The 18,745-nt window shown below is 33.6% G+C and carries 14 protein-coding genes; 7 read left to right on the top strand and 7 right to left on the bottom strand.

The features are described 5' to 3' along the window. Positions 1-28 precede the first annotated feature (28 nt). The 4 genes from E5167_RS07685 to gldJ form a co-directional block, all read right to left on the bottom strand. Positions 29-1,342 (bottom strand): NAD(P)-binding domain-containing protein, encoded by a 1,314-nt coding sequence (locus E5167_RS07685; protein ID WP_136842743.1) that lies wholly within the window; start codon positions 1,340-1,342, stop codon positions 29-31. 67 nt (positions 1,343-1,409) lie between these two features. Continuing rightward, a complete protein-coding gene (locus E5167_RS07680; protein WP_169301396.1) occupies positions 1,410-1,985 on the bottom strand; it encodes a sigma-70 family RNA polymerase sigma factor in 576 nt (191 codons plus the stop codon). 120 nt (positions 1,986-2,105) lie between these two features. Further along, on the bottom strand, positions 2,106-3,386 hold the full coding sequence (locus tag E5167_RS07675; protein ID WP_136842739.1) for a UDP-N-acetylmuramoyl-tripeptide--D-alanyl-D-alanine ligase: 1,281 nt from the start codon (positions 3,384-3,386) through the stop codon (positions 2,106-2,108). Positions 3,387-3,451: 65 nt separating this feature from the next. Further along, entirely contained in the window at positions 3,452-5,134 is a 1,683-nt protein-coding gene (gldJ, locus tag E5167_RS07670) for a gliding motility lipoprotein GldJ (RefSeq protein ID WP_136842738.1), read from the bottom strand. Between the two features lie 242 nt (positions 5,135-5,376). Between gldJ and porU the strand changes: the two genes are divergently transcribed. The 5 genes from porU to E5167_RS07645 all read left to right on the top strand — a co-directional run bounded on the left by porU (position 5,377) and on the right by E5167_RS07645 (position 13,885). Beyond that, positions 5,377-9,222, top strand: a complete 3,846-nt coding sequence (gene porU, locus E5167_RS07665) for a type IX secretion system sortase PorU (RefSeq protein WP_136842736.1) — start codon at positions 5,377-5,379, stop codon at positions 9,220-9,222. A gap of 64 nt (positions 9,223-9,286) precedes the next feature. Further along, entirely contained in the window at positions 9,287-10,531 is a 1,245-nt protein-coding gene (gene porV / locus E5167_RS07660) for a type IX secretion system outer membrane channel protein PorV (RefSeq protein WP_136842734.1), read from the top strand. 160 nt (positions 10,532-10,691) lie between these two features. Further along, entirely contained in the window at positions 10,692-11,174 is a 483-nt protein-coding gene (cdd, locus tag E5167_RS07655) for a cytidine deaminase (protein WP_136842732.1), read from the top strand. A 92-nt stretch (positions 11,175-11,266) separates the two neighbouring features. Next, positions 11,267-12,265 (top strand): pyruvate dehydrogenase (acetyl-transferring) E1 component subunit alpha, encoded by a 999-nt coding sequence (gene pdhA / locus E5167_RS07650; RefSeq protein WP_136842730.1) that lies wholly within the window; start codon positions 11,267-11,269, stop codon positions 12,263-12,265. Between the two features lie 3 nt (positions 12,266-12,268). Beyond that, on the top strand, positions 12,269-13,885 hold the full coding sequence (locus tag E5167_RS07645) for a pyruvate dehydrogenase complex dihydrolipoamide acetyltransferase (protein ID WP_136842728.1): 1,617 nt from the start codon (positions 12,269-12,271) through the stop codon (positions 13,883-13,885). A 71-nt stretch (positions 13,886-13,956) separates the two neighbouring features. On the opposite strand, the gene E5167_RS07640 is transcribed toward E5167_RS07645, so the two are convergent. The 3 genes from E5167_RS07640 to E5167_RS07630 all read right to left on the bottom strand — a co-directional run bounded on the left by E5167_RS07640 (position 13,957) and on the right by E5167_RS07630 (position 16,975). Beyond that, positions 13,957-15,348, bottom strand: coding sequence for an FAD-binding oxidoreductase (locus E5167_RS07640; protein ID WP_136842726.1), 1,392 nt, complete (start codon positions 15,346-15,348; stop codon positions 13,957-13,959). Positions 15,349-15,376: 28 nt separating this feature from the next. Further along, positions 15,377-15,751, bottom strand: a complete 375-nt coding sequence (locus tag E5167_RS07635) for a group I truncated hemoglobin (protein WP_136842724.1) — start codon at positions 15,749-15,751, stop codon at positions 15,377-15,379. A gap of 117 nt (positions 15,752-15,868) precedes the next feature. After that, the gene (locus E5167_RS07630; protein WP_136842722.1) at positions 15,869-16,975 is read right to left on the bottom strand and encodes a nickel-binding protein; all 1,107 of its coding nucleotides are present in this window, start codon (positions 16,973-16,975) and stop codon (positions 15,869-15,871) included. Between the two features lie 134 nt (positions 16,976-17,109). Between E5167_RS07630 and E5167_RS07625 the strand changes: the two genes are divergently transcribed. After that, complete coding sequence (locus E5167_RS07625) at positions 17,110-18,063, top strand: M20/M25/M40 family metallo-hydrolase (protein ID WP_136842721.1); 954 nt, start codon at positions 17,110-17,112, stop codon at positions 18,061-18,063. Further along, on the top strand, positions 18,056-18,736 hold the full coding sequence (locus E5167_RS07620; RefSeq protein ID WP_136842719.1) for an SDR family NAD(P)-dependent oxidoreductase: 681 nt from the start codon (positions 18,056-18,058) through the stop codon (positions 18,734-18,736). Before E5167_RS07625 ends, E5167_RS07620 begins: the two co-directional genes overlap by 8 nt. The last annotated feature ends 9 nt before the right edge of the window (positions 18,737-18,745 follow it).

Here is an 18,745-nt window from a genome sequence, read left to right as displayed (position 1 = left end):
ATACTACTAACTAAATAAAGTATATAATTTATGCACCACAATTTTGAGTACAGCTATTTTTTACTTCAACATCTTTAATTGCCGTAGTGATTCCTGAGCTACAAACACCTGTTTCTGGTAAATTTAATTCTACTCGTTTTGCACTTTCTAAATCACCGTTTATGTAAGCGACTATAGATCTTATTTGTTCATAGCCTGTAGTCATTAAAAAGGTAGGAGCACGTCCATAACTTTTCATCCCAACAATATAAAAATCTTTTTCCTTTTGTCTTAATTCTGCTTCTCCATGTGGTCTTACAGTACCACAGCTATGAATATTAGGGTCAATTAAATTAGCCAGTTTAGGAACGCTTTCAATAGATGCATCTGATTCAAAGCGAATTTCTCTTAAGAAATTAAAATCAGGGCGAGAGCCTGTATTACTAATTATTTCATCAATACCCTTTAAAACAAAAGCGTTTTTGTGTTTTAAGCCTTTAATGACTAATTGGTCATTGTTTTTTTTAATTTCATGAATATACACAGGCGTATGAATTTCAATAACTCCTGAATTCACCAATTTTTCAATTTGAATGCCTAAAGCACCTCTTGCCTTAAACTTATCAGCTTCTTGACCACCATAGACATCGCTAATTTGATTTTTTCGTAAGACCCAATGAATTTTTGTGTTTGGATATTTATGGATAAGATTATTTAATGCTAAAATAGTCCCAATTGCCGAATGTCCTCCGCCTACGACTAGAGTAGTTTTATTGGCATATTTACTCTCATCTGTTTCATTAATATTGGGTATGCCATAATATATTTGGGATCTATTATCTTCTTCACCTATGGCAAATATTCCGCCAGATCCCACAGGATTTGGATTTTGCCAAGTGCCTGAGGCATCAATTACTGCTTTAGCTTCATAGAGCTTAAATTTACCATTTTCAATAACTTGAATAGAAAATGGAAGTTCTTCTCTTTTGGCATCTTTCATTTTATCTAAACCACTTCTTCCTATGGCAATCACCTTCGAATTCAAATGGATATGTTCTTTAATACCTGGTAAATTTGCAAGTGGCTTTAAATAATCTTCAACAATTTCCTTCCCATAAGGAATATCTTCTTTTTTTGGAATTGCTAGTAGTGCTTGTCGTAAAAAGGTTTCTGCTACCTTGTCAATATTATATTCCCAAGGTGAAAACATCCTTATATGTCCCCATTTTAAAATATTAGTGCCAATTTGATTTCCCGTTTCAAAAAGAATAAATGGTTGATTACTTTTTTTAAGATGTGCGGCTGCAGACAAACCTACAGGACCTCCTCCAATTATAGCTACTGGTAAATCGTGATTCTTCATTTTTTCTTAGTTTTAGATTTAATATCATAACCAAGACTAATTCATATATAAAAAGACGCAAAATTTATCAACTATTTTTTCTTGATTGTTTTTGAAGAGGTTCGCAATTTGCTTTAATCTCAATAGAAATGGGGTTTCCTTTAGTATTTGTTTCCAAGTTGCTACATTCAATAATTTTTTCTTTTAGTAATTTTCTTGCGCGTTGAATTCTACTTTTAGTAGCTGTTAAACTCAGATTCATTTTTTTTGAAACTTCAATCTGACTAATCCCCTCTATGTCTGATAATAAAAGAGGAGTAGCATATTTTTGGGGTAACAATTTTATTAGTGGTTCTACAAATTCTTCTACATCTTTATAGGTGTTATTTTCATTTGTTTCGAGTATTTCTGTGACTTTATCTACAAATTTACCTTCCTTCTTTAAGTGGTCTATTACTGTATTATGGGCAATTTGAAACATCCATGATCTAATATTTTTTATTTCATTTCCAGAACAACAGGATTTATAAATTTTCATTAATACCTCATGAGATAATTCGTCGGCTAGATTTTCATCTTTAGTCTTTTTTAATATATAATACTTTAATCCACTTTTGTATGTTACCCAAAGAGATGAAACTTCTTTATACTTTTTAATATTCATCATTATATTAGTTAGTTACAATGTGATGATAAGCAACATTTCAATGTTTTATATCAGGGGTTACTGAAACTAGTTCAGCATTGGTAAACTAAGTTAGCTGTTTTTGCTTACAATGTCAAATTAAAGAAATTCTAAAACACGCTCTAAAGCCATGCCTCTAGAACCTTTTACTAGTAAGGTTGTTTCTTTAGGCTTTAAGTTTTGTATGTGAGTTTTTAAATCGTCAAAGGTTTTACAAAGCGTAACTTTAGCTGAGTTAAATTCGGTATTATAAAAATTTTCACCTACTAAAAACACTTTGTTTATGTTTATATTATTAGCATAATCAGCAATGTGTTTATGTTCGATTTTTGTATCCTCACCAAGCTCAAACATATCTCCCAGAATAGCTATTTTATTTGTAGCGCTAATTTGATCGAAATTATCGAGAGCAGCCACCATACTAGTCGGGTTTGCATTATAAGCATCTAAAATAATTTGATTGCTACTTTTGTTGATTATCTGCGAACGATTATTTTCAGGTATATAGCTTTCTATAGCTTCTTTAATATCTATAGTAGTCGCCTTAAAATAATTGCCTATAGTTATGGCTGCCGAAATATTATTAAAGTTATATGCGCCTATTAATTGGCTTTGAATAGTTGTGTTATTATACTTAACTACAACAAAAGGATTAGCTTCTAATAATTCAATATTACAATTAGATGTATTGTTACCAAAACTATATGAGTTTTGATATTTATTTAGTTGCTTTAATTGCGTTGTATCGTTAGCATTAACAAAAATTAGTTTGTTGTTAGTTTTTAAATACTGATACAGTTCACTTTTGCCTTTAATAACACCTTCAACACTTCCAAAACCTTCTAAATGGGCTTTCCCAAAATTGGTAATATATCCATAATCTGGTTGTGCAATGTTACACAAAAATTCGATTTCTTTTAAATGATTGGCTCCCATCTCCACAATACCAATTTCTGTTTTGTTGTTAATTGACAGAAGCGTTATAGGTACACCAATATGATTGTTTAAATTACCTTTAGTTGCAACAGTGTTGTACTTCTTTTTTAAAACAGCATTAATAAGTTCCTTAGTGGTTGTTTTGCCATTGCTTCCTGTAAGGGCTATTATTTTTAAACCTAAATAATGACGATGATACGTTGCTAACTCTTGGAGTGTTTTTAACACATCATCAACTAAAATATAACTGTCATTTAACACAACATCTTTTTTATCTACTACAGCATAGGTGGCACCTTTTTTTAAAGCGTCTTTAGCAAATGTATTACCATTAAAGTTGTCGCCCTTTAATGCAAAAAACATACAATCTTTCGTGATTTTTCGTGTGTCTGTACAAACAGTAGGATGTTTTAAAAATAGCTTGTGAAGTGTTTCGATATTCATGAAATAAATGTAATAAAAAAGTCCTAACAAACACGTTAGGACTTTTACTTTATAACTTAAAAAGTTTAATTTTTCTTTTTATTCTTTTGCTTGGATTTTGATCCAATTCTAGACATGGCACATCTAAATCCAATATAGTCTGTTGCCATATCTTGTGGGAAGTAGCGTCTTTGTGCAGGGTCTAACCAGTAAGCTCTATCTTTCCAAGAACCACCTTTGTAAACACGTACTTCATCACTAATTAACGATGTTCTGCTATTTGCTTTGTCGTATTCCCTAATTAAGTTTCCAGCAGAATCTGTTTCTACATTATGCCTAGGTGCGTTGTACATTTTTTTAGTGGTTGAAGCGTTTCCTTCTTCATCTTCGTTAAAGTCGTCAAATAGACGAGAAGAACGTTTGTCGCCATCTCTAAAGTTACGGTTGTCACTAGTATCGAAATTGTTTCTTAAATAGGTTTCATTTTCATCAACTGCAACTTGAGCAATTTCACCAGGTAGATTTCTAGCAATAACTTTACCGTTACTTAAGGTGTCATAAACAATATCATTTGCAGTTACTATTTTAACTGTACCATCATCATTAATGGCGTTTTTGGTATATACATTTCCACGATAGTAGTTAAAATCGTTAAACTCGTCATCTACTATAGGTCTGTAAACATCAGCAACCCATTCGGCAACGTTTCCTGCCATATCATATAAGCCATGATCGTTTGGCTCGTACGATTTTACTTGAGCAGTAATATCTGCACCATCGTCAGACCATCCTGAAATTCCACCATAATCACCTTTTCCTTGCTTAAAGTTAGCTAATTGGTCACCACGTACTTTACGTTTCCCAGAGCGTGTGTATTGTCCATCCCAAGGATATTTTTTACGTCCTCTATATACGTTATAGCTTCTTAATTCAGTTAAACCTAAAGCAGCATATTCCCACTCAACTTCGGTTGGGAGCCTGTATTTAGGTGATAAAATTCCGGTACCTCTATTGGCAAATACATTAATTGTATCGCCTGCGGCATTGGTTTGTACTCTTTTACTACGTCGTCCGTCTGGTTTAATGATACTATCATTTCCTCCATAGGTTAATGTTGGAGCATTAATATAAGTATCTGTATTAAAGTTTGCATCTGAAGTAGCTGTATGACGAGCACCGCGTACTAAATACCCTGATTCTTCTAAATACATTTCGTTAACTCTATCGGTACGCCAATTTGCATATTCAACTGCTTGAATCCAACTTACACCTACTACAGGATATTCAGCATATCCAGGATGACGTAGATATTCGTTAGTCATCATTTCGTTATAACCTAAACGGTTTCTCCATACTAAAGTATCTGGAAGCGCACCATTATATATAGCTTTAAAATTTGGGTCTTCAGGTGGATACACTCTTTTAATCCAATCTAAATACTCCATGTACATCATATTGGTGACTTCAGTTTCATCCATATAGAAAGACTGTACGTGTTGTTGATTTGGAGTATTGTTCCAATCATGCATTACATCGTCTTGAACTTTTCCCATGGTAAAAGTTCCTCCTTCAACAAATACTAAACCAGGTGCAGTTGCCTGCTCTTTAAAGCTAGTATTATACTGAAATCCTCCATCTTTGGAGTTAATTGCCCATCCAGTTCCTCTAGAACTGTTCTTAGAACTTGATGATTTTTTACAACTAAACATTGATAGTGATAATGCTAAAACTAACATTATTCTTAGTGTTGCGGCGTTTTTCATATCCATACTTTTTAAGTAAGTCAATTAAATATTTGGTCTTGCAATATAGTAATTAAAGATAATAACACAAGCTTTTTTTAAAAAAAATGTGCATTTCATCCTATTTTTTGTGCAGAATATCGGATTTTTTGTCTCTTTTCTGCCAAATTTTGTTACTCTAAAACGCGATTTATCATGATTTATTATTGTAAATTTGAACAAAATTTAAATTGCTATACTATACCCAAATAACCAGCGTTAATTCTTTTATGAAGAAAGCCCTTTTTTCAGTTATTCTATTAACCACGTTTCTAAGCTATTCTCAACAAAAACAATTTACAATTAATTGGAATGGCACTAGAACATTATCTACTGAGTCATCAAAAGTAGAAGTGCCTTCGTTTAATGATTCTAATTTTAGTTTCGATCATGTGTCAGGATTAAAGTTTATTACCCAGTGGCAATCTAATAGTAGTGTAAGTGAAGCTTCTTTAAAAGTGTTTAATGTGTCTTATGAAATCATTTCAAAAAACGATTTAAAGGATGTTGGGTTAGAAACAATCCCTTCTAAACTAAAAGCAGAAATAAAAAACACAAGCAGTAGAGGGAAGCAGTCAGTATATTTTGAAATATCACCTATTATAAATGATAAAGGAACTTTTAAAAAAGTAAAAACCTTCACAATAAGTTATAGAGATAATCAGGTAAGTAGAACTACATCGTCTAGCAGATTAATAGTCAACTCGGTTTTAAATCAAGGCGACTGGTATAAGTTTTATATTGAAAAAACAGGCGTTTTTAAGTTAACAAAGGGGTTTTTAAACGATTTAGGAATTAGAACTAACAATATTGACCCAAGAACTATTAAAGTATATGGACAAGGTGGACAAATGTTACCATTACAGAATTCGGTAAACTACCCTTTAGATTTAACCGAAAACCCAGTAAAAGTTGTTGGAGGAGAAGATGGAGTGTTTAATAATAATGATTACATATTGTTTTATGGAGAAGGCCCCACAGGTTATAACAGTGAAAGTAATACAAATATTAATGTTTATACAGATAAAGCGTATTACTTTATAAATGTAAATTCTGGAGATACTTCTAAACAAATACAAACCTATGTAGAACCTTTAGGAGCTCCAAATGAAATCATTAATACCTTTCACGATTATCAATTTCATGAAGTTGACGAATATAATTTAGCTAAATTAGGGAGACGTTGGTTTGGTGATAGGTTTGATTTTGATCCTGATAAAGTGTTTGATTTTGAGTTTCCAAATATAGTTACTTCTGAACCTGTTACCTTAAAAGTATATGCAGCAGCTGTTGGTGTGGTACAAACGAGCATGCGATTAAGAGTTAATGGTGCTGATGTTGATAATTTTACATTTCCAGCAATAAATGACCCAATTCTTGCTACACAAGATTTTTTTAACGACAATATAAATGTAACATCTGGGAGTATTTCTGTAAATCTTACCTATAATAATAACGGAAATCCAAGTTCTACAGGTTATCTAGATTATATTTCTATAGAAGCCACTAGAAATTTAACAGGAACAAACAAACAGTTTTTGTTTAAAAATAATAATGTGCCGTTATTATCTGGAATTGGTCAGTATGACATTTCTAACGCTTCAAATATTACCGAAGTTTGGGATGTTACAGATAAATACAATATCACTTCTATTTCTAATACAGATGCACTAAGCACATTAAGTTTTAAAGCAGCCTTAGGAGAAGAGAAAAAATATGTAGCTTTAAATAATTCTGATTTTTACACACCTAAAAGCGATTCAAAACCTAGAGTAAGTAATCAAAATATAAAAGGCACTGTGCTTCAAGATGCACAAGGGCAATTTCAAGATTTAGACTATATCATTATTGCTAGAGAAGATATGCTAAATCAAGCAGAACGTTTAGCACAAATAAATAGAGATCAAAATAAGTTAAATGTTAGAGTTTATACGCTTCAAAATATTTATAATGAGTTTAGTTCTGGTAATCAGGATGTTTCCGGAATAAGAAACTTTATAAAATATGTTTATGATAATGCAAGTACACCAAGTAATAGACTAAAATACCTTTGCTTATTTGGGGATGCATCTTATGATTATAAAGATAGAGTATCCAACAACACCAATGTAGTTCCGTCATGGCATTCGTTAAATAGTTTTAGTTTGTCAAGCTCTTTTGTGTCTGATGATTTTTATGGCATGATGGATGCTAATGAAGGAAATATGCATTCATCCAATAAACTTGATATAGCGGTAGGTCGTATATTAGCCGATACACCACAAAGAGCTAGAGAGCTAGTTGATAAAATAGAATCTTACTACCAAGAAGAAGCCTATGGAAGCTGGCGAAATAATTTTATGGTAATATCTGATGATGTTGACGAATCGTGGGAAGGTATTTTACAACAAACAACCGATGATATAGCAGATAATGTAACCCAAAATAAACCTTTTATTAATGCTATTAAAGTTCATTCTGATGCCTTTGTTCAAGAATCTACAGCAGGAGGAGAAAGATATCCATCAGTAAACAAAGCGATATTCGATAACATTGAAGTAGGAGCTTTGGTTGTAAATTATTTTGGTCATGGAGGTGAAGATGGTTTGGCAGGCGAACGTATTTTTGATAAAATTAACGCCCAAGAACTAAAAAATATATGCAAGCTAAACTGTTTTGTAACGGTAACTTGCGAATACACAAAGTTTGATAATCCAGTTCGAGCTACAGCTGGTGAGTATTTATATTGGAATAAAAAAGGAGGTGCTATTGGGTTAATTACTACCACGCGACAAATTTTTGTTAGTGTTGGTGTAGCTTTCAATATAGTACTAGAAGAATATTTATTTGGTTTTGGAACAAACGATGTGCCTTCTATGGCAGAAGCATTGCGATTAGCTAAAAATGATAACAGAATTTCAGGCGTGGAACAAAGACGATTAGTCTTTTTTATTGGAGATCCAGCCATGAAACTGGCACTTCCAAAGCCTAGCGTTAGATTAACAGAAATCAACGATGCACCAATAACTGGTAATCCAGATGTGTTGCAAGCATTGAGTCGTGCAAAAATTAAAGGAGAGGTGGTTGATGAATCTGGCAATGTGTTAACTAATTATAATGGTGTTGTAACAGCAACAATTTTTGATAAAGAAATTGACAGACAAACATTATCTAATGATGGAACAACTAACGCTGGACAAAGAGTGGTTATGGATTATAAAACGCTTGGAGAAACCATTTTTAGAGGACAGGCAACAGTAACTAACGGTGTTTTTGAGTTTAATTTTGTTGTGCCAAGAGATATAGGAATTCCAGTAGGAAATGGGAAAGTGAGCTTTTATGCTAAAAACAGCAATCCTTTGCAAGATCAGGCAGGAGCTAATTTTGATGTGCAAATTGGTGGTATAGATAATACTGCTCCAGAAGATAATGAAGGCCCAATTATTAACTTATATATGAATGATGAGAGTTTTGTTTCTGGCGGAATTACTAACGAGTCACCTACTTTGCTAGCAAAACTGCAAGATGATAATGGAATTAATACAGCAAGCGGTATAGGGCATGACATCATTGCCATATTAGATGGCGATGAAACGAACCCTTTTAAGTTAAACGATTACTATACAACCGAGGTTGACGATTACCAAAACGGAACAGTATCTTATCCTTTTCGTGATTTAGAACCAGGGTTGCATACCCTAACACTCAAAGCATGGGATGTTTACAACAATTCATCGACTGCCGAGATACAATTTGTGGTGTATGACGAAAATGAGTCACTCGTTATCGATAATGTATTGAATTATCCAAATCCTTTTGTTAATTACACCGAATTTTGGTTTAATCACAATAGTTCTGATGTTTTAGACGTTTCAGTACAAGTGTTTACTGTTTCAGGAAAACTAGTGAGGACGCTAAATGGTCAAACCAGTGGAGGTCTAAAATCCTCAAGTTCTGTATCTAAAGATATTGTCTGGGACGGAAGGGACGATTTTGGAGAAAAAATAGGAAAAGGCGTATATGTTTATAAGCTAACAGTACGTTCAAAACAATTAAATAAACAAGTAGAGAAGTTTGAAAAACTCGTAATACTATAATAATAACTATATTTATCAACATATTATGGCTGTGATATACAGCAACTTAAATCATCATTTACTTATGAAAAACTACATTTTAGCCCTAATGATATTAGGTTTTCTTGCAAAAAGTAACGCACAACAAACATTAACCCAAATCATTCCTTATTCTAACGATAGTAGGGTAATTACAACTGGAGTACCCTTTTTATTAATCGCATCCGATGCAAGAGCCGCAGGTATGGGAGATATGGGAGTTGCTACGTCTGTAGATGTGCATTCGCAACAATGGAATCCTTCAAAATATGCCTTTTCTGAAGCTAAATCTGGAATAGGAATTAGTTATACACCTTACTTAAGTAAGCTGGTTAACGATATTTCTATTGGTCAAGTAACATACTTTAATAGACTTAATGAGCGTAGTGCTTTTGCAGGAAGTTTTAAATATTTTAGTTTAGGAGAAATTGAATTAGTAGATGGACCTAACGATACTCCTAGAATTGCTAAACCAAACGAAATGACTATGGATTTATCTTATACATTGCGATTGGCAGATCAATTCGCTATGGGAGTAGCATTACGTTATTTACGTTCCGATTTAAAAATTATTGGTGTAGATCAAAATCCAGCACCAGCAAGTACTATAGGTGTTGATATTGCTGGTTATTATCAAAGTGAAGAAGAAGCCTATAGCGATTTTAATGGTCGTTGGAGAGGAGGATTTGCCATTCAAAACTTAGGCCCAAAAATAAAATACGACGATGCAGGTCGTGAAAACTTTATTCCAACTAACTTAAGACTTGGAGGAGGATTTGATTTTATCTTCGATCAATACAACAAGTTGGCTGTAACTGCAGAGTTTACTAAACTATTAGTGCCAACACCACCAGTTTTAGGGAGAGAAGTGGAGTTTGAAGACACTAATAGTAATGGAACTTATGATGAAGGAACAGATACTTTAATAAGTGAAAAAGACAATGTAATTGTTTCTGGTAAATCTACAGATGTTAGTTTTATTTCTGGTGTATTTCAGTCATTTGGTGATGCTCCAGGAGGATTTAGTGAAGAATTAAAAGAATTTACATGGGCTTTAGGTGCAGAGTATCAATACCAAGATTCATTTGCATTACGAGCAGGATTCTTTAACGAAGCTGAAGAAAAAGGTGCTAGAAAATTCTTTGCACTTGGTGCAGGGTTTAAATACACCACTATTAATGTAGATATGTCATACCTATTCTCAGCATCTAAAGTTCAAAGTCCATTAGAAAACACATTGCGTTTTTCTTTAACATTTAACTTTGGTGATGGAGAGTATAATGAATATTAGTATCTCGTAAATAATATATGAATGAAAAAACTATTGTATTTTGCAATAGTTTTTTTGTCTAAAATAGTTTTAATGAAATGCCTTAAATAAAAGTTGATAACTACAAAAAATGATAAATTAGGCATTACATCTGACCATTAGAAACAATAAATATTAACGGATGAATGAGATAAAAGTAGAATCCATCTTTGTTGTATATGATAATTTGAAGGAACTTCCATCAAGTGTGCAACAACTTATGCAAAAAGCATCAGATGCTAGAGATAAAGCTTACGCACCTTATTCTAAATTTTTTGTTGGTGCAGCCATTCTTTTAGATAATGACGAAGTTGTAACAGGTAGTAATCAGGAAAATGCATCATACCCTTCAGGTTTGTGTGCAGAGCGAACAGCTATTTATTATGCTGGAGCACAATATCCAGATGCAAAAATTTTAAAAATAGCAATTAAAGCAGGATCTACTAAAAGTATAACTACAAAACCAATTCCTCCTTGTGGTGCCTGCAGACAAGCTATTGCAGAGTATGAAGTAAAGCAAGATAATCCTATAGAAATTTATTTTATGGGTGAAACAGGTAAGGTGGTTAAGTCTCACTCGCTAGCTAATTTGTTGCCGCTTTTATTCGATAAGTCAGTACTATAACATTTTAACCTAAAATTACCTTGTGACAGTTTTTAGGTTAATAACTAAAATACTACTTTTGTAGTTCGCTTAATATAAACCAAAATTAGTCGATGCAAAAAATCACTAAAGAAACATATCTAAAATGGTATGAAGATATGTTGTTCTGGAGAAAGTTTGAAGACAAACTAGCCGCAGTATATATTCAACAAAAAGTAAGAGGATTTCTTCACTTATATAATGGTCAAGAAGCTGTGTTAGCAGGTGCTTTACACGCTATGGATTTATCAAAAGATAAAATGATAACAGCCTATAGAAACCATGTGCAACCAATTGGTATGGGCGTTGATCCTAAACGCGTCATGGCTGAGCTTTATGGAAAAGGAACAGGAACCTCACAAGGATTAGGTGGTTCTATGCATATTTTTTCTAAAGAAAAAGGATTTTACGGAGGTCATGGTATCGTTGGTGGTCAAATTCCATTAGGAGCAGGTATGGCTTTTGGAGATAAATATCATGAAACAGGAGCAGTAACACTTTGTTATATGGGAGATGGCGCAGTGCGTCAAGGATCATTACATGAAACATTTAACATGGCAATGAACTGGAAATTACCTGTAGTGTTTATTTGTGAAAATAACGGCTACGCCATGGGAACTTCAGTAGAAAGAACAGCAAATCATACAGATATCTGGAAACTTGGTCTAGGTTACGAAATGCCTTGTGGCCCAGTTGATGGGATGAACCCTGTAAAAGTTGCCGAAGCTATGCATGAAGCTATGGAAAGAGCGCGTCGTGGTGATGGACCAACATTTTTAGAAATGAAAACGTATCGTTATCGTGGTCACTCAATGAGTGATGCGCAACACTACAGAACAAAAGAAGAAGTAGAAGAATACAAGAAAATAGATCCTATAACACAAGTAAAGGATGTTATTTTAGAAAAGAAATATGCTACCGAAGATGATTTGGCAGTAATTGATAAACGCGTTAAAGATATGGTTAAAGAATGTGAGAAATTCGCAGAAGAGTCTCCTTGGCCAGAAAAAAACGTGATGTACGACGCTGTTTACGAACAAGAAGATTATCCATTTTTACAACATAAATTATAAGCCATGGCAGAAATTATTACAATGCCTCGTTTGAGTGACACGATGGAAGAAGGAACAGTTGCTTCTTGGCTAAAAAAAGTTGGCGATTCAGTGAGTGAAGGCGATATTTTGGCTGAGATTGAAACCGATAAAGCGACGATGGAATTTGAATCATTTCATGAAGGAACATTATTACATATAGGTGTTCAGGAAGGTGAAACGACTAAAGTAGATGAACTTTTAGCAATTATTGGTGATGAAGGAGAAGATATTTCAGGTTTATTAAATGGAGCTAATGAAGCATCTGTCATTCCGAACGAAGGTGAGGAATCTACTAGTAATAGTGAAACTAAAGAAAATACTTCCGAAGAAACAGTTGAAATTCCCGAAGGCGTTACAGTAGTAACCATGCCACGATTAAGTGATACCATGGAAGAAGGAACTGTAGCTACTTGGTTGAAAAAGGTTGGAGATACTGTTGAAGAAGGAGATATTCTTGCCGAAATTGAAACAGATAAAGCTACGATGGAATTTGAGTCGTTTCAGTCTGGTACATTATTACACGTAGGGTTGAATGAAGGAGAATCAGCAAAAGTGGATGCTTTATTGGCTATTATAGGTCCTGCTGGAACCGATGTGTCCAATGTGGCAAAAAACTTTAAATCAGAAAGTGGTTCAGAAAAAAAGGAAGACATTCCTAAACCAGTAGAAACAACAAAAGTAGAGAAGTCTGTCACTTCGAGTCCAGTCGAAAAGTCACATAATATAACTCAAGCAAATACTTCTAACGGAAGAATATTTGTATCTCCTCTTGCCAAAAAACTAGCAGAAGAGAAAGGAATCAATTTATCACAAGTTCAAGGATCTGGAGAAAACGGACGCATTATTAAACGTGATATTGAAAACTACACACCGTCAACATCTACTGCATATGTAGGTAAGTTTGTGCCATCTGGACAAGAAGATTTTGATGAGGTTTCAAATTCAAACATGCGTAAAGCCATTGCTAAAAACCTAGCAAAATCTAAATTTACTGCACCTCATTATTATTTAAATGTGGAGTTTGATATGGATAATGCTATTGCGTTTAGAGCACAATATAATTCACTTCCTGATACCAAAATATCATTTAACGATATGGTGGTTAAGGCATGTGCGTTAGCTTTAAAACAGCATCCACAAGTTAATTCACAGTGGTTTGATGATAAGATGCGAATGAATAATCATGTGCATATTGGAGTTGCGGTTGCAGTTCCAGATGGTTTGGTTGTTCCAGTAGTACGTTTTGCGAATGAGCAATCGCTACCTCAAATAAATGCTGCAGTAAAAGATTTTGCAGGTAGAGCAAGAAATAAAAAGCTAACGCTTGATGAAATGGAAGGAAGTACTTTTACTATTTCTAATTTGGGAATGTTTGGTATTGAGAGTTTTACATCCATTATCAATCAGCCTAATTCAGCGATTTTATCGGTTGGAGCCATTGTACAAAAACCAGTTGTTAAAGATGGACAAATTGTGGTTGGAAACACTATGAAGTTGTCTATGGCATGTGACCACAGAACGGTTGATGGTGCTACAGGCGCAATGTTCTTACAAACATTAAAAGGGTATATTGAAAACCCTGTGACGATGCTAGTTTAAATTTATACACTTTCTAATTTGATTAGAGTCTATATTAAAAACCTGCTTCGAATATTCGAAGCAGGTTTTTTTTAATTAGCTGGTTTAATATTTTGGTTGACCTTAAACAGGTTATTAGGGTCATACTTACTCTTAATTCTTGATAAACGCTCATAGTTATGTTTGTAACTGGCCTGTACACGTTCTTGCCCTTCGTCCATCATGAAGTTGGAATAGGCACCACCAGATGAATATGGGTGTAGAGCTTCCCAATAATCTTTACACCAATTAGTAATTTTATCGGCATTAGCAGGATCTGGATCGACACCAACAATAACTCCAGCATATTTAGCATCTCGATATGCCCAGGGAGTATCTGTGGCTCCTACTCTAGAAGCTGCACCACTAATAGGGTATAAATGCATTTGTGAAAGTGGTGTTGGAATTTTTGATCCAAATTTTAAATGTTGTGCTCTTACCTCTTTACCAAGTTCATTAAAAAAATCGGCACGCCAATACCACTGTAGCCCAGGAGGCATTAATCCGTCAAATAAGGTTTGAATTGATGGATAGGGCATTTCGCCTACATGAGCAAAAACAGGTTCCAAATCCATTGCTGGTTTAATTAATTTATCAAATGCTTCTTGACTGCCAGTATAGCACCATACAATGCCACAATACTGGTTGTTGTGTAAGAAATCAGGAAATGGAGGACCTGGAATAATCATGGTGGCTATAAAACCATTTAATTCATCTGGAGCATTATGAATAAAGTTGTGGTACCATTCCATAATTTCTTCGGTTCTTTCAATTGGCCATAGAGTAGGTCCACCAATAACTGTTTTTATAGGATGTGCTTGAAATTTAAAAGATGTTACAATACCAAAATTACCGCCTCCACCACGAATAGCCCAAAACAAATCAGTATTTTGATCTTTGTTTACAGTAACAAAAGAACCATCTGCCAACACCATATCGGCTTCTAATAAGTTGTCAATTGTTAATCCATATTTTCTAGATAAGTGTCCAACGCCTCCTCCTAAAGTCAAACCTCCAACACCTGTAGTAGAAATTATTCCAGCAGGAACCGCAAGTCCATAAGGATGTGTTGCATGATCTACCTCTCCCCAAACATTACCACCACCAACTCTTACTGTATTGTTTGACGTATCTACGCGAATAAATTTGATTCCAGATAAATCTATTACTAAACCATCGTCGCAAAGCCCTAATCCACCACCATTATGACCTCCTCCTCTAATAGCTACCAACAAGTTGTTTTCTCTTCCAAAGTTAACAGCTGCTATAACATCTGCAACATCCACACACATAACAAAAAGTCCTGGATGCTTATCTATCATTCCATTATATACTTTTCTGGTTTCATTATAGTTTGTGCTAGATGGCATTATAAGTTTGCCTCGTAATTTTAAGGCTAATTCGTCATTCAATTCGGGTTTCAAATCTTTTATTTTTGTAGACATAGTATTGTTTTTATTTAGTTAGTAATAATTATTTAGCAATAATCATCTCTTTTAGCTCCCATAGTATGGCAAGCACATCTTTTTTGGTTTCTTCATCTATATCATTTTTATCTAAAGCCATAAAAATATCATCCATTACATGCATATATTCAGTAGGATTAATATTCATTCCTGTATGAGCAGTGACCATATCTTTACCTTTATAATTGTTAGGGCCACCACTTCCAGCTTGAAAAAAATCAATAGTATGATTTTTAATAATAGCTAATTGTTCTGGTTTTTCTTTTAGAGGAAGGAATCTAGCATTCACATTGGTATTGTTCATGTGATTTTCAACAGTGTCATCAACGATTATTGAAATGCCATTTCTGCCACCTAATCGTTCAAAAAGTGATTTACTCATAATTTATAGTTTTTGGTTAGTTACCAAATCTATAAAGAGCTTAATAAGCATACCGATACATTTAATTCAAAAAAGGAGAAATTTAAACCATTGCTAATTTTTACTAAAATAATAATCTTAAATTATATGTTGTTGAATGTATTTGGAAGGTAGTAATCCGTATTTATTGAAAAAGCACTTTGAAAAATAAGCTGCACTATTGAATCCAGTTTCAAAAGCAATTTCAGAGATGTTTCCTTTTTGTTTGTGAAGTAGGCTTAAAGCACGATGGAGTCTGAATTCACGAATAAAATTATTAGCCGATTTACCTGTAATCGACTTTAATTTCCTATAAACTTGTGATTTACTATAACCTAATGATTTACTAAAATCTTCTACATTAAATTTCGAGTCATTCCATATTTTTTCCACATAATCCATCAATGTATTAAGAAATTTTTCTTCTTCTGGTTTTAGGGTTCTAATATGCTCTTTATTAATAAAGGAGTTTCTGTTTTCACTTTCGTATAATGATTTTATCTCATTAGAGATAACGATTTGATCTTTAACAATTTCACACATTCGTGTGGTTAACTCTAAGGCTTCTTCAAATATGCCACTTTTTTCGGTCACAGGAACCCCACAGCCAATACCAATTTTAAGCTTTCTATTTGGGATGTCAAATTTAGGTGTGATGTATTTAAAATTTGACTGTATTTTTAAAGCACATAAAACGGCATTGGTTACAGATTTGAATGATGTTAAATAACTGTTGTTATCTTGCTTTACGGTTCGTCCTTCAAATTGTTTTATCGTTTTTGTGACACTTCTATGAAATTTTTGTGTAAAGACACTAAATTGATTAGCTTCAACTCTATTAAGGTAATTACTTGTTTCAATTAGCATTATAGCTCTAAAAGCTGGGTCATTAATTATGTTGAGTTTGGTATTTTGAGATTTCTCCGGATCTTCTATTCTGCCTAAAAACGATTCTACGATGTTCCCATCTACTTCAATAATGCGCAGAGGGACATCTCCATGAGCCTTTGCATGTAAATTTTTGAGCGATTGTTTATTTGGAGCTTCTATTAAACAAAAAGCAGTTTGTCTTTTTTCGTCACACCAATATGTTAATCCTCTACAATTAAATTCATGTTCAACTTTTAAATCGGCTTGATGCATTTCTGCAACATGCTCAGCCGTAACACCATCTGGCATTTCATGAAGGTCGAGATAAATTGGCATAATTAATTAGTTTTCTTAAAGTTAATCATTTTTTAGTAATAATGCCAATACGTTTTATCCTGATTATTGAATTCTTAATAATGATTTTTACACTCTAATTTTGTTATCTTTAAGCCTTAAATTAAAAAACACTTATGAAACGTATTACCATTATTGCCTTGTTATTATCTGCTTTAGTTATTGGATGTAAAAAGAAAGAAGAAACGCCATCAATAACTATTACAAGTGATTATATTAAAGACATTGTTTATTTTTTGGCGTCTGATGAATTGGAAGGACGTAATACAGGTTCTGAAGGGATTGAAAAATCTGCTACATACATAGAAACAAAATTAAAAGATTATGGCGTAAACCCCTATTTTGATACCTATCGTGATAATTTTAAAATAGATAGTTTAGATGCCTTTAATGTTGTAGGTTTTATTGAAGGAAGTGACCCAAAATTAAAAGATGAGGTAGTTATTATTGGTGCTCATTACGATCATATTGGTAGGAGGGCAAAACCAGTTGAGGGAGATTCTATCGGTAATGGAGCTAACGATAATGCTTCCGGGACATCTGCAGTAATAGCAATGGCAAAATATTTTGCTGCTAAGAATAATAATAAGCGAAGCATTATGTTTGCTCTGTTTTCTGGAGAGGAAATGGGTTTAAAAGGCGCAAAGCACTTGGCAGAACGTTTAAAGAATGAAAATTTAAATTTATACACTATGGTGAACTTTGAAATGCTTGGAGTGCCATTTCCTGATAGAGACTATCAAGTTTTTGCAACAGGTTACGATCTCTCTAATATGGCTGAGGTGTTAAATAAATACGCTGGAAATAAACTGGTTGGAAAATCTGATGAAGCAGCAAAATTTAATTTATTTAAACGTTCAGATAATTATGCGTTTTATGAACATTTTAAAAAACCAGCACAAACTATTTCATCTAGTGATTTAACAAATTTCGATTTTTATCATCATGTGGATGATGAAGCAAACATTATGGATTACAATCACATGGCAAGTACTATTAATAATTTATTTCCAGCTTTAGAAGGCGTTATTAATGCATCTTCACAAGAAATTAAAATGAACGATGAGTAACATCATTATTACAGGAACAAGTAGAGGTATTGGTTTTGAGTTGGTGCCGTTATTTGCCGCTCAAGGTCATAACGTATTGGCACTATCTAGGAATGACAAACCAATTAGCAACTTAGATTTAAAAAATGTCACAACTTGGTCTTTCGACCTTGGTGATGCAGCGGCTTATAAAAAAGTAAACAGTTTTATACAAGACAATTGGCAGCAAGTAGATGTTCTAATTAATAATGCAGGAGCCTTGCTGAACAAACCTTTTGCAGAAACTACGATTGACGATTTTGAATGCGTTTATAAAACCAACGTTTTTGGTGTAGCAGAACTCACACGAGTGGTTTTACCTTATATGAATAATAATAGTCATGTCGTTACTATTAGCTCAATGGGAGGCGTTCAAGGGAGTATGAAATTTCCTGGGTTAGCAGCCTACAGCTCCAGTAAAGGCGCAGTCATTACATTAACCGAGTTGTTAGCCGAAGAATACAAAGACCAAGGCATTAGTTTTAATGTATTGGCACTCGGTGCTGTACAAACCGAAATGTTGGAAGAAGCGTTTCCAGGATACAAAGCACCAATTACTGCTATAGAAATGGCAAAATATATTGCAGATTTTGCCTTAACTGGAAATAAATATTATAATGGAAAAATGTTGCAGGTTTCTAATTCGACACCTTAATATTTTGGT

It is taken from the genome of Pontimicrobium aquaticum (genome assembly GCF_005047595.1).
Lineage (GTDB): Bacteria > Bacteroidota > Bacteroidia > Flavobacteriales > Flavobacteriaceae > Pontimicrobium > Pontimicrobium aquaticum.
The sequence above is the reverse complement of the archived record's forward strand: the minus strand, read 5'-3'. Positions and strand labels throughout refer to the sequence as shown.